The organism is Stenotrophomonas sp. 22DLJC03, from assembly GCF_056861405.1.
The window spans coordinates 246653-260256 of record NZ_JBSPUG010000001.1 but is presented as its reverse complement, the minus strand read 5'-3'; the positions used below and the strand labels follow the sequence as shown (position 1 = coordinate 260256).

The following is a 13604-nucleotide window of genomic DNA, read 5'->3' as shown; positions in this document are numbered from 1 at the left end:
ACTGCGAAATGAATGATTCTGAAACGGGGTTCAAGTGTTAACGGCAACTTTGCAGATCGTCAAGACTTTGACACGGCAAATCCTATTGCCGTGAAGCACATCACTATTTCACCTGTTTATGAAAGGATTTTGTTATGCATGCGTGACGATTCCTCGACGCATGAAAATGCATGTAACTAGCGGTCACAACTGGAGTTTCAATCGCGCAAAGAAAAACCCGCCGATCAACGGCGGGTTTTTCCATACGCGTTGGCATTGAGGCCTGCGCGATGCAGTGCGATCAGCCGCACCACACCCGCGCGTTGCGGAACATGCGCATCCACGGCGAATCGCCCTGCCACTCGGCCGGGGCCCAGCTCATGTTGAGCGCGCGCGGGGTGCGTTCCGGGTGCGGCATCATGATGGTGACACGGCCGTCGGTGCTGGTCAGGCCGGTGATACCGTCCGGCGAACCGTTCGGATTCAGCGGGTACTGGCTGGCGACGTTGCCATTGCCATCGATGTAGCGCAGCGAGACGCGCGCGGCGGCCTGGTCGACGGCGTTGTCGAACACCGCTTGGCCTTCACCATGCGCCACCGCCACCTGCAGGCGTGATCCGGCCATGCCACGCAGCAGGATCGACGGCGATTCCACCACCTCCAGCAGTGCAGTGCGGGCTTCGAACTGCTCGCTGGCATTGCGACGGAACTGCGGCCAGTGCTCGGCACCGGGGATGATGCCCTTCAGCTGGCTCATCATCTGGCAGCCGTTGCACACACCCAGCGCGAAGCTGTCCTCGCGGGCGAAGAACGCAGCAAAGGCATCACGCAGCGCGCTGCGCTCCAGGATCGAGGTCGCCCAGCCACGGCCGGCACCCAGCACGTCGCCGTAGCTGAAGCCACCGCAGGCGACCAGGCCGGTGAAGTCCTGCAGCGCCACGCGGCATTCGATGAGGTCGCTCATGTGCACGTCGAACGCGCGGAAGCCTGCACGTTCGAAGATATTCGCCATTTCGATCTGACCATTGACGCCCTGCTCGCGCAGCACGGCCACGCGCGGACGCGCACCGGTGCTGATGAACGGAGCGGCCACGTCTTCGTTGAGGTCGAAGCTGAGCTTCGGCTTCAGGCCCGGCGCCGTGAAGGCGCGGGCAATCTCGCGCTCGGCGTCGGCGTTGGCCGGGTTGTCACGGCGCTTCTGCATGGCATGGGTGACCGACCACCAGGCATCGAACAGCGCGTCCCAGCGCCATTCAGCCAGGTTCTCGCCGCCCAGCGACACGCGCACCACCGGTGCGGTGGTCGGCTTGGCGATGCGCTGCGCGCATTCGGTCAGGGCATGGCGCTCGACCAGGTCGGCGAAGGCAGCGCGGTCTTCGCGCGCGATCTGCACCACTGCACCCAGTTCTTCGTTGAACAGGCTGCGGAACGGGTCATCGCCCCAGGCATCGAGGGTGATGTCCAGGCCCAGGCGCGAGGTGAAGGCCATTTCGCACAGCGCGGCGAACGCACCACCGTCGCTGCGGTCGTGGTACGCGCGCAACAGGCCGGCCTGGCGTGCATCGCGGATCAGCTCGAAGAAGCCACGCAGGCGCTGCGGGTCGTCCAGGTCCGGGGCGGCACCGGCGAAGGCCGGCAGGTCGCCGTGGTCGGCATGCACCTGGGCCAGGATCGAACCGCCCAGGCGCTGCTTGCCGGCACCGAGGCCGATCAACCACAGCTCACTGTCGATATCGCGGTCCAGCAGCGGGGTCAGCTGCTGGCGCGCATCGGCCACCGGCGCGAACGCGGTGATGACCAGCGACACCGGCGACACGCTCTTGTGTGCCTGTCCCTGGTCATGCCACTGCGCCTGCATCGACAGCGAGTCCTTGCCCACCGGGATGCTGATGTCCAGCTGCGGGCACAGTTCCATGCCCACCGCCTTCACCGCGTCGTACAGCAGCGCGTCTTCGCCCGGGTGGCCGGCAGCGGCCATCCAGTTCGCCGACAACTTGACTTCATCCAGCGCATCGACCGGGGCCGCGCACAGGTTGGTCAGCGCTTCGCCAACGGCCATGCGGGCCGAGGCCGCCGCGTCCAGCAGCGCCAGCGGCGTGCGTTCGCCCAGTGCCATCGCCTCGCCGGCCACGCCGTCGAAATCGGCCAGGGTGATCGCCACGTCGGCCACCGGCAGCTGCCACGGGCCGACCATCTGCTCGCGCGCGGTCAGGCCGCCCACGCTGCGGTCGCCGATGGTGACCAGGAAGTTCTTGGAGGCCGCGGTCGGGTGTGCGAGCACGCGCAGACCGGCTTCCTGCAGATCCAGGCCACCGGTCTTCAATGCCGGCCAGCGCGGTGCCGGCGGGTGCGCGGTATCGCGGTGCATCTTCGGCGGCTTGCCGAACAGCACGTCCATCGGCAGGTCGATCGGCGCGTCGGCCGGAATGTTGCCCGGCACGGCGCCATAGGCCACCACCAGGTGTTCGGCTGCGGTGGCGACACCGACCGCAGCGAACGGGCAGCGCTCACGAGCGCACAGCGCGGCGAATTCGGCCAGGCGCTCCTGCGCCACGCCGAGCACGTAGCGCTCCTGCGACTCGTTGCACCACAGCTGCATCGGCGACAGCGACGGATCGTCGGTGGGCACCTTGCCCAGGTCGATGATGCCGCCCACGCCGGAATCGTGCAGCAGTTCGGGAATGGCGTTGGACAGGCCACCGGCACCGACGTCATGGAAGAACTTGATCGGATTGTCAGCGCCCATCGCCACGCAGCGGTCGATGACCTCCTGGCAGCGACGCTCCATTTCCGGGTTGTCACGCTGCACGCTGGCGAAGTCCAGGTCCTCGGCGCTCTCACCGGAAGCGACCGAACTGGCGGCACCGCCGCCGAGGCCGATCAGCATCGCCGGGCCGCCGAGCACGATCACGGCATCGCCGTCCTGCAGCAGGATCTTGTCGACCTGCACGCGATCGATGGCGCCGAGGCCACCAGCCAGCATGATCGGCTTGTCGTAGGCGCGCACTAGGTCGGCGCCTTCCGGCAGTTCGAAACTGCGGAAGTAGCCGAGCAGCGCCGGGCGGCCGAATTCGTTGTTGAACGCGGCGCCGCCGAGCGGGCCGTCGGTCATGATCTCCAGCGCCGGGGCCATGCGCGGGTTCAGCGCACGCGGCGCTTCCCACGGCTGCGGCAGCTCGGGAATGCGCAGGTGCGAGACCGAGAATCCGCTCAGGCCGGCCTTCGGCTTGCCGCCACGACCGGTCGCACCTTCGTCGCGGATTTCACCACCAGCGCCGGTCGACGCGCCCGGGAACGGCGCGATCGCGGTCGGGTGATTGTGCGTTTCCACCTTGATCTGGAACGCGCTGGGCACCTGCGGTTCGCGGCGGTACTCGCCGCTGGCCGGGTCCGGGCGATAGCGCGAGGCCGGATGGCCTTCGATCACCGCCGCGTTGTCGCTGTACGCGCTGAGCGTGTGCTGCGGGGTCTGCTGGTGGGTGTTCTTGATCATCCGGAACAGCGAGCGGTCCTGCTCCTGGCCGTCGATGGTCCAGCTGGCGTTGAAGATCTTGTGCCGGCAGTGCTCGGAATTGGCCTGCGCGAACATCATCAGTTCCACGTCCGACGGCGACCGGCCCAGCGCGGTGAAGCGCTCGCGCAGGTAGTCGATTTCGTCCTGCGCCATGGCCAGGCCGAGGCGCTGGTTGGCGGCCTCCAGCTGGTCCACGGGCACGCGCTCCAGTTCGCCACGGGCCGGGGTCGAGAACAGGGACTGACCCTGATCGACGCTCTCCAGCACCGACTGCGTCATCGGGTCGTGCAGCACCTTGACCAGTGCCTGCTGGGCGGCGGCGTCTGTCGGCCAGCCCTGCACGTCGATGCGCAGGCCGCGTTCGACCCGGCTCACCGGCTGGCCGGCACCGCGGACCAGTTCGCTGGCCTTGCTCGACCACGGCGACAGCGTGCCCAGGCGCGGCACCACGATGCGGCTGACCGCACCGTCAGCGACCGCCTCGGACTGCGGGCGGGCTTCCAGGATGCGGCACAGGGTATCGACGTCGGGGGCGGCAGTGCCCTCGGCCTGCACGAAGTAGACGTGCCAGGCACCGCTGATGCGCAGGGAGGGAGCGATGGACTGCAGGCGGGATTCAAGACGTTCGCGGCGGAACGGCGACAGGGCGGGCGCGCCCTCGAGGACCATCATGTCCGGGGAACCGTAGTTGGGAAACGGGCCCGACATTGTACCGGAAGCGGCGGATGGGCTCTGGCCGGGCGGCGCCCGGCACCCGCAGAGGCCAAGGCAACGGCAACGGCAACAGCAACAGCAACGGCCAAGGCAACAGCAGGCATTCCGTGGGCTGGCGGGGTGATGGGGGCCAGCAGGACACGCCGTAAACCCATCCATGGGGGCTCGATGGCGCCATCCATGGCGCCAACGGTCCTGCTGGCCCCCATCACCCCGCCCCCCGACAGATTTCCGCGATCTGCGGTCGATCCACGCCATGCGTGGATGCTCTGCGGTAATGCCGGCCGCTGGCCGGCAACCAGGGAACATCGGAAATCAGGCATTGAAGAGCGAAGCGACCGGCTTCTGCCTTTGATTTTTTTGTTCTGCCTTTCGTGGCTGACCGCGCAGGAATCTGTCAGGGGCCGGATGGGTGGGCTGCGCAGGGGCGTGAGCCGCATGGATGCGGCGATCGAGCTTACATGGACGTACTTGCAGCGTCCCCTGCGCAGCCCACCCATCCGGCCAACCCCCAGAAATCCGCTGTTCGCGGAAAGCCCCAGCCACGAGTGGGCTCCGCCGATGGCTGCCGACCGCGCGCAGCGCCGCTCTCCGCCCGAATCCCCGAACCATGCGCTTGCTCACGGATTGACCACGCGATTGATGACAACGTTGTCCCTACCTGGCGCCGGACTCTCTCCCCGGCCTCCCAGGTACCTCCGTCCGTCCCCCTCCGTCGCCTTCCCGGGCGATGTCCGGACCTGCGTTACGTGCGGCGCCATCCGGGCCCGCGCGCCAACCGATCGATCGGAGACACACCATGTACGACCCGCTTGTGCTGAGTGCCGATGTCCGCAGTGCCGAACGCTCCCTCCACCGCTGTCGCCCGCGCCGTCTGGCCTGGCTGCTGGCCCTTGCCGGGGCCGTTGCCCTGCCCGGCCTGGCGCAGGCCGCCAGCTGTGCCGGGGTGGCCCAGTGGGACCAGGCCAAGATCTACCGGGCCGGCGATACCCTGCAGAAGGGAGGCGTCCTCTATCGGGCGAACCAGGACATCTGGAACGCGCCGCCGGACCATCCGGCCGGTGCGCCCTACTACACCAACCTCGGTGCCTGTGATGGCAGCGGCAGCAACCAGCCGCCGGTGGTCAGCCTGACCTCGCCGGCCAATGGCGCCACCTTCAGCGCCGGCAGCACGGTCAACGTGACCGCCAATGCCAGCGATGCGGACGGAAGCGTCGCCAAGGTCGAATTCTTCCGCGATGGCAGCTCGCTGGGCGTGGCCACCAATGCGCCGTATGCGGCCAGCTGGGCCAATGCCAGCGCCGGCAGCCACACCCTTCGCGCAGTAGCCACCGACAACAACAACGCCACCGCCAGCACGGCGACCATCAGCATCACCGTCAACGCCGCCAGTGGCGATACCACCGCGCCGAGCGTGCCGGGCGGGCTGGCGGTCGGCACCCGCACCGCCAACAGCATCGCGCTGAGCTGGAGCCCCTCCACCGACAACACCGGCGGCAGCGGCCTGGTCGGCTATGACGTGTACCGCAACGGCAGCCTGGTCGGCTCGCCGTCCAGTGCCAGCTATGTCGATGGCGGGCTGACCGCGTCGACCACCTACCGCTACCGCGTGCGCGCCCGCGACAACGCCGGCAATGCGTCGGCACAGAGCACCGAAATCAGCGCCACCACGCTGGCCGGCAATGGCGGCGGCACCGGCAAGCGGGTCATCGGTTACTTCACCCAGTGGGGCATCTACGGCCGCAACTACCGGGTCAAGAACATCGACAGCAGCGGTTCGGCCGCGCGCCTGACCCACATCAACTACGCCTTCGGCAACGTGCGCAACAACCGCTGCGAAGTGGGCATCACCCAACCGTCGGATCCGAACAGCGGTGCCGGTGGCGACGCCTTCGCCGATTACACCAAGGCCTTCAGCGCCGCCGAGAGTGTCAGTGGCAGCGCCGATACCTGGGACCAGCCGCTGCGCGGCAACTGGAACCAGCTCAAGCAGCTCAAGGCCAAGTACCCGGGCATGAAGGTGCTGATCTCGCTGGGTGGCTGGACCTGGTCGCGCGGCTTCTCCAGCGCGGCGCGCCCGGAAAACCGCCAGGCCTTCGTCGCCTCGTGCATCGACGCTTACATCAAGGGCAACCTGCCGGTGACCGACGGTGCCGGTGGCGCCGGTGCCGCGCTGGGCGTGTTCGACGGCATCGACATCGACTGGGAATACCCGGTGGCGTGTGGCATCGAATGTGGCAAGCCGGAAGACAACGCCAACTTCACCGCGCTGATGGCCGAATTCCGCCGCCAGCTCGATGCGGTGCGCCCGGGCCTGTTGCTGACGGTGGCGGTGGGCGCCGGCATCGACAAGATCCGCGTCACCGATCCGGCCGCGTACCACCCGTACCTGGACTACATCAACGTGATGACCTACGACTTCCACGGCGCGTGGGATGCGAAGACCAATCACCAGTCGGCGCTGTTCGATTCACCCAATGATCCTTCGACCGGCGACCAGAAGCTGTACAACAGCAACGACGCCATCGAGGCCTTCATCAGCCGTGGCGTGCCTGCAGCCAAGCTCAACCTGGGCATTGGTTACTACGGGCGTGGCTGGACCGGTGTGGCCAACGCCAACAACGGCCTGTACCAGACCGCGACCGGCGCCGCCCCGGGCACCTACGAGGCCGGCATCGAAGACTGGAAGGTACTGAAGAACCTGGCGTGGCCGGGCTACACCGACAACACCGCCGGTGCCACCTGGATCTACAACGGCAGCACGTTGTGGAGCTTCGATACCCCGGCCAACATCACCCGCAAGATGGGTTACGTGAAAACCCAGGGCCTGGGTGGCGCGTTCGTCTGGGAGTTCAGTGGTGACGATGCGCAGGGCACGCTGACCAAGGCGGTCAGTGACGGCCTGCAATAAAGAAAAAGCCGGGGGTGCGACACGCATCCCCGGCTTCGCTCGCATGATGCATCCGCCGGGCATGGCCCGGCGGTGTCCTGATCAGCGCTTGGCCGACAGCTTTTCCAACGCGGCGCGCAGCTGCGCCGGCGGCAGGTAGCCGCCCAGCTGGGTACCGTCCGGGGCGAAGATCGCCGGGGTACCGTTCACGCCCAGCTGCTGGCCCAGTGCGTACTGCATCGCCACCGGGTTGGTGCAGTTCTTGGCCGGCACGCTGCCACCGCGCTTGGCGCTGGTCAGCGCCTGGCGACGATCGGCCGCACACCAGACCGAGATCATGTCGGTGTAGTCCTTGCTGCCCAGGCCCATGCGCGGGAACGCGAGGTACTCGACACTGATGCCGTTGCGGTTGAGCTCGGCGATGTCCTGGTGCAGCTTGCGGCAGTAGCCACACTCGATGTCGGTGAACACGCTGATGGTGTACTTGGCATTGGGCGCAGCGAACACGATGCGGTCGCCGTGGTTGGCCTTGGCCAGCAGGTCGCGGCGGTAGCCCAGCAGGCCCTCGCTGTTGGCCGGGCCCTTGGCGCGGGTGTCGTAGGGCTGCGACTGGAACAGGTAGCGACCGTCATCGGACACGTACAGCAGCTGGCCGGAGACCACCACTTCGCGGAAGCCGGGGAACGGCGCGGCGCCGATGTAATCCACTTCGAAACCCGGATTGAGCGCGGTCAGCGCGGCACGCACGGCCTGGTCGGCCGAGCCGTTGGCAGCCGGGCTGGCAGCCTTGGCCGCAGCAGCGGTAGCGGGTGCCTTGGCGGCCGGCGGGGCCGGCTGGGCGCAGGCAGTCAGGCTGAGCGCACCGAACACGGCGGCGATGGCAAATCGGAGCATGGAGCGGTCCGCAGCAGAAGAAGACCCCGGATTCTGACACAGCCACCTGTACCGGGCCGCGACATTGCGCACGGCCCGGGGCCCGGGTTCAGGCCCCCGCTCAGCCGCGCGGGTGATGGCGGGCGTGCAGTTTCTGCAGGTGTTCGCGCGCCACCAGCGTGTAGATCTGGGTGGTCGATAGCGAGCTGTGCCCCAGCAGCATCTGCAGCGCGCGCAGGTCGGCACCGCGGTTGAGCAGGTGGGTGGCGAAGCTGTGGCGCAGGCCATGCGGGCTGATCCGTGCCGGATCGATGCCCGCCACCTGCGCGTGGCGCTTGACCAGATGCCAGAACGCCTGGCGGGTCAGCGCATGCAGCGTCGGCTCTACAAACAATGGGGTCTGCCCATCGGCCAAGGCCTGCACCTTGCCCTTGCCGACCAGCAGCGGCCGCGACTGCTGCAGATAGCGCTCCAGCCAATGCTGCGACTCCTCGCCCAACGGCACCAGCCGTTCCTTGCTGCCTTTGCCGGTGACCCGCAACACTCCCTGACGCAGGTTGACCGCCGTGGCCGGCAGCAGCACCAGCTCGCTCACGCGCAGCCCGGCGGCATACATCAGCTCTAGCATGGCGCGATCGCGCAGGCCCAGCGGGCTGTCGATGTCCGGCGCCGCCAGCAGTGCGTCGATCTGGCTTTCGGCCAACGCCTTGGGCAGCAGCCTCGGCAGCTTCGGCGGATCCAGCAGTGCACTGGGGTCCTCGCTGCGATCACCCCGGCGCAGACCATCAGCGAAGAACGCGCGCAGCGCCGACAGCAGGCGCGCGTTGCTGCGCGGCGACCAGCCATGCCGGGTACGCCACGCCAGGTAGTCGAACAACCCGGGACGTTCGATGCCGGCCAGGCCACCCTCGCGCCCATCGATCCAGCGTGCCAACCCTTCCAGGTCGCGCCGGTAGCTGTCGAGGGTGGCGCGGGCCAGGCCGTTCTCGGCCCAGATCGCATCGAGGAAGCGCTGGATGCGCAGGCTGTCATCGGCCCGGAGCTCGGGCAGTTGCTGCACCAGCTGGCGGCGTTCGGCGGGGGTGGAAACAAGGGCCATGCGTGCAGGATACGAGGGCGACTGCGGATGCGGCCAGCATTGCGTATGCTCGGCGCATGTCCCGCCCTGCCACCGACACGGCCACTGCGGCCGCCACCGAGATTCCCCGCCCGCGCGCACTGCTGCTGTGGCGTATGCTGGCAATGGTCTACGACACGTTGCCGGTGCTGGCCCTGTGGATGCTGGCCGGCACGCTGTTCACCCTCGCCTACACCCTCGACAGCCACACCCAGCGCGAGAACATCGCACCGTTCAGTGCCTGGCAGTGGCTGCTGTGGGCGGTGTGCTGGGCGATCACCGGGTGGTACGCCACCGCCAGCTGGCGCCGCGGCGGGCAGACACTGGGCATGCGGCCATGGCGGCTGAAGCTGGAATCAAGCGATGGCACGCCGCTGCGACGCCGGCAGCTGTGGCTGCGTTTCGCGGTGGGCACGCTGTCTCTGCTGCTGGGCGGCATCGGCTTCTGGTGGGCGTGGTTCGACCGCCAACGGCTGACCTGGCACGACCGTGCCAGCGGCACGCGGCTGGTGCGCATGCCGAAGCGGTGATTTGCCACCCTTCAAATCCGATGCTGCACGGCGCTCATGTAGAGCCGAGCCCATGCTCGGCTAGCCTGCGATGCGCGAAAAGCAGCCGAGCATAGGCTCGGCTCTACAGAAATCCGCGCGTTGGCCGTCCTGCCCGGCGCTACCGGAATCAGCCCGATTTGCGCCGGAACAGCAGTCCGGATATCGCCAGCATCACGATCGGTGGCAGCGCATAGGCAATGCGGTAATCGAACTTCAGCGCACCGGCCATGCGGCCGAAGAACAGCTGCAGCAACCAGAATCCCAGCGCGAACAGGATGCCCAGGAACAGGCGCTTGCCCATGCCGCCGCTGCGCAGCGAGCCGAATGCGAACGGCACCGCCGCCAGGCACAGCGCCAGCACGTTCATCGGGTAGAACCAACGGCTCCAGTACACATCCTCATAGTCGCGCGCATCCAGCCCATTGCGTTCGCGGTACTCGATGCTGGTACGGAGCTCGGCCACGCTGAGGTTGCGCGGCTTGGCGATACCGGTCGCCAGCGCGCCGGCATCCAGCTTGGAATTCCACGGCTCGCGCGCCACTTCCTCGCGCGTGGCCGAACGTTCGCCGAACGTATCCCGGCGCACACCGGTCAACACCCAGCCATCGTTGTCGTGCTCGGCGGTGGCCGCGTGGGTCAGCGAGGCGATCTGTCCGTCCTCGGCGATGCGGTACAGGCGCACGTCGCGCAGGATCAACCGCGTGCCCTTGTCACCCACCAGCTGCTCTTCGCCACCGGCGGCGCTGAGGAAGGTGTCGCCCTCCCGCGCCCACAGCCCGGAGTAGCGTGCAGTGGAAATGTCCTGGCCCCATTTGGCGCTGGACTTCAGCGCATCGGCACGATCCTGGCCCCAGGGTCCCAGCGTTTCGGCGCTGAGCACCATCATTGCGGTGAGCAGTGACAGCGCGATCGCCACCGACACGCTCAGGCGCTTGCGCGACAGCCCCAGCGCGCGCAGCGCGGTCAGTTCGGACGTGGCCGCCAGCTGGCCCAGGCCCATCAGCGCACCGATCACCGCGGCGGTCGGGAACATGGTGTAAGCGCGGCGCGGCACCGTATACAGCACCCATGCCGCGGCATGGCCCAGCGAATAACCGTTCTTGCCGATGTCCTTGAACTCGCCGGAGAACGCCATCACTACGTCCAGGCCGACCAGCACCGCCCAGGTCAACAGCACCGTGGTGAATACCGACTGGCCCAGGTACAGATCGAAACGCATCGGGCGCAGCCTCATGCGTGGGCTCCCTTCGGACGGCCCAGGCGGCCATCACGTGCATACATCCAGATCGCCAGCCCCAACAGCGGCAGGGTCAGCCACCACAGGCCGAGCGCGGCCGGGATCTTGCCAGTGGCAATCCAGCCGCTGCCGATGAACATCAGGTTGGTGCCAACCATGTAGGCCAGCAGGGCCAGCATCATCCGTCCGTAGCGCTGCTGGCGCGGAGAGCTGCGGCCCAGCGGCACGGTCAACAGGGCGAAGGCCAGTGCGATCAGCGGCGGGGCCAGCCGGCGATGCAGCTGCGCCTGTGCCTCGGGCCGGGCATCACCGAACAGCTTCGTGGTCGGCATCAGCTCCGGATCGTTCTCGGTACGGGTCTGCGCACCGTCGGGCAGGGCCACGTCGTTGCGCGCGAAGGTCGCCAGGCGGTAGTCCAGCCCACCCGCTACCGGGCCCTCCACCTGGTGCCCGTCATCCAGCTCCAGGAAGCGCTGGCGGGCGCCTTCAAAGAACATCCGGCCACCGGCGGCGGACACCACCTCGAGGCGGTCGTCCTTCTGCCGCTGCAGGAACACCCTGCCCAGCCGGGTGCCATCGGGCGAGATCGAGGACAGGTAGACCACGCCGCCATTGGGCAGCGGGGTGAAGCGGCCCGGCTCCAGGCCGGCCATCAGCACGCTGCGGTTGGCCTCGATGATCATCTGCTCTGCCATCCGCCCGGCCCAGGGCCCCAGCCACAGCGAGCAGGCACCCACCAGGGCCACGACCGGCAGCACCAGCATCAGCAGCGGCCGCAGCAGACGCTTGGGGCCCACGCCCACGGCGGTGATGACCGCCATTTCCGAGTCCCGGTACAGGCGGGCGACCGCCAGCAGCAGGCCCAGCATCAGCGCCAGCGGCAGGATCAGCGGCAGGTAGGCGATGAACTGCAGGCCCAGCTGCGAGAACAGCAGCTTGGCCGGCAGGCGCCCATCGGCGATGTTGCCGAGGATGTCCACCAGCACGCCGCCCACGCTGACCACCAGCAGGACGATCAGGGTAGCCAGGAAACTCTGGACGAAATCGCCCAGCAGGTATCGGTCGAGCTTCAACATGGGGCGGTGGTTTAAACTCTGGGGTTCGTTCGCGGTGCCGCCCAGTCTACTGTCTGGGCGTAAACGGTCCGCGATTGTACGGACTTGCCAATGGAATCTGCTCAATGGCTCTCGAATTCACCCTGAACCACCTCGCCGCGGCTTCGGCCGCCGTTGATTGCCTGGTCGTCGGCGCCTATGCCGACCATACCCTGACTGCGGCCGCGCAGGCACTGGATGCCGCCAGCGGTGGCCGCCTGGCCGCCCTGGCCCAGCGTGGCGACCTGTCCGGCAAGACCGGCGCGACCACCCTGCTGCACGACCTGCCGGGCGTGACCGCCCCGCGCGTGCTGGTGGTCGGCCTGGGCGAAGCGGCCCGTTTCGGCGTGCCGCAGTACCTGAAGGCGGTCGGCGATGCCGTACGCGCGCTGAAGGCCGGCGCTGTCCGCAGCGCACTGTTCACCCTGTCCGAAGTGGCAGTGAAGGACCGCGACGCGGCCTGGGCGATCCGCCAGGCGGTGATCGCCGCCGACCACGCCGCCTACCGCTACACCGCCACCCTGGGCAAGAAGAAGGCCGATGACGCCGGCCTGGCCCAGTTGGCGATCGCCGGTGACGATGCACTGGCGCTGGCCCAGGGCCAGGCCATTGCCGCCGGCGTCGAATTCGCCCGCGAGCTGGGCAACCTGCCGCCGAACTACTGCACCCCGGCCTACCTGGCCGAGGTCGGCGTGAAGTTCGCCGGCGAGCACGAGGGTGCCGAAGCCGAGATCCTCGACGAGCACCAGATGGAAGCGCTGGGCATGGGCTCGCTGCTGGCCGTGGCCCGTGGCTCGGCCAACCGCCCGCGCCTGGTCGTGCTGAAGTGGAACAATGGCGGCGACGCCAAGCCGTACGTGCTGGTCGGCAAGGGCATCACCTTCGATACCGGTGGCGTCAACCTGAAGACCCAGGGCGGCATCGAAGAGATGAAGTACGACATGTGCGGTGGCGCCAACGTCATCGGCACCTTCGTCGCCGCGGTCAAGGCCAAGCTGCCGTTGAATCTTGTGGTGGTGGTCCCGGCGGTGGAAAACGCCATCGACGGCAATGCCTACCGTCCGTCCGACGTCATCACCTCGATGTCGGGCAAGACCATCGAAGTGGGCAACACCGACGCCGAAGGCCGCCTCATCCTGTGCGACGCACTGACCTACGCGCAACGCTTCGAACCGCAGGCGCTGGTCGATGTGGCCACCCTGACCGGCGCCTGCATGGTTGCCCTCGGCCACCAGACCGCCGGCCTGATGAGCAAGCACGACGACCTGGCCAATGAGCTGCTGGCCGCCGGCGAGCAGGTGTTCGACCGCGCCTGGCGCCTGCCGCTGTGGGACGAATACCAGCCGATGCTGGATTCCAGCTTCGCCGACGTCTACAACATCGGCGGTCGCTGGGCCGGTGCGATCACCGCCGGCTGCTTCCTGTCGCGCTTCGCCGAAGGCCAGCGCTGGGCCCACCTGGACATCGCCGGTGTGGCCAGCGATGAAGGCAAGCGTGGCATGGCCACCGGCCGCCCGGTCGGCCTGCTGAGCCAGTGGCTGCTGGGCCAGGTCGCCCGCGCCTGATGCCGTACCCGACCCTGGCCGGCGCCCGCCGGCCAGGGCCTCGCCCGGCAGCGCCGGGCCCCTGCCTGAC

The 13604-nt window shown here is 68.0% G+C and carries 8 protein-coding genes; 3 read left to right on the top strand and 5 right to left on the bottom strand.

Annotation, left to right across the window (positions count from 1 at the left end; translation table 11 throughout):
* Positions 1 to 280: 280 nt before the first annotated feature.
* Positions 281 to 4165 (bottom strand): phosphoribosylformylglycinamidine synthase, encoded by a 3885-nt coding sequence (gene purL / locus AC13GA_RS01155; protein WP_482997386.1) that lies wholly within the window; start codon positions 4163 to 4165, stop codon positions 281 to 283.
* Positions 4166 to 5006: 841 nt separating this feature from the next.
* Between purL and AC13GA_RS01150 the strand changes: the two genes are divergently transcribed.
* Positions 5007 to 7118, top strand: a complete 2112-nt coding sequence (locus AC13GA_RS01150; RefSeq protein ID WP_482997385.1) for a glycosyl hydrolase family 18 protein — start codon at positions 5007 to 5009, stop codon at positions 7116 to 7118.
* A gap of 81 nt (positions 7119 to 7199) precedes the next feature.
* Here AC13GA_RS01150 and AC13GA_RS01145 read toward each other — a convergent pair whose 3' ends face one another.
* Entirely contained in the window at positions 7200 to 7991 is a 792-nt protein-coding gene (locus tag AC13GA_RS01145) for a DsbC family protein (protein WP_046983859.1), read from the bottom strand.
* Between the two features lie 100 nt (positions 7992 to 8091).
* Complete coding sequence (gene xerD / locus AC13GA_RS01140) at positions 8092 to 9069, bottom strand: site-specific tyrosine recombinase XerD (RefSeq protein ID WP_046983858.1); 978 nt, start codon at positions 9067 to 9069, stop codon at positions 8092 to 8094.
* A gap of 56 nt (positions 9070 to 9125) precedes the next feature.
* Between xerD and AC13GA_RS01135 the strand changes: the two genes are divergently transcribed.
* Positions 9126 to 9617 (top strand): RDD family protein, encoded by a 492-nt coding sequence (locus AC13GA_RS01135; protein ID WP_482997384.1) that lies wholly within the window; start codon positions 9126 to 9128, stop codon positions 9615 to 9617.
* Positions 9618 to 9765: 148 nt separating this feature from the next.
* Here AC13GA_RS01135 and lptG read toward each other — a convergent pair whose 3' ends face one another.
* Both lptG and lptF read right to left on the bottom strand, forming a co-directional pair.
* On the bottom strand, positions 9766 to 10872 hold the full coding sequence (lptG, locus tag AC13GA_RS01130) for an LPS export ABC transporter permease LptG (RefSeq protein WP_046983856.1): 1107 nt from the start codon (positions 10870 to 10872) through the stop codon (positions 9766 to 9768).
* A complete protein-coding gene (lptF, locus tag AC13GA_RS01125) occupies positions 10869 to 11951 on the bottom strand; it encodes an LPS export ABC transporter permease LptF (RefSeq protein WP_426354409.1) in 1083 nt (360 codons plus the stop codon). Before lptF ends, lptG begins: the two co-directional genes overlap by 4 nt.
* A 104-nt stretch (positions 11952 to 12055) precedes the next feature.
* On the opposite strand from lptF, the gene AC13GA_RS01120 reads away from it, so the two are divergent.
* Complete coding sequence (locus AC13GA_RS01120; protein WP_482997383.1) at positions 12056 to 13534, top strand: leucyl aminopeptidase; 1479 nt, start codon at positions 12056 to 12058, stop codon at positions 13532 to 13534.
* The last annotated feature ends 70 nt before the right edge of the window (positions 13535 to 13604 follow it).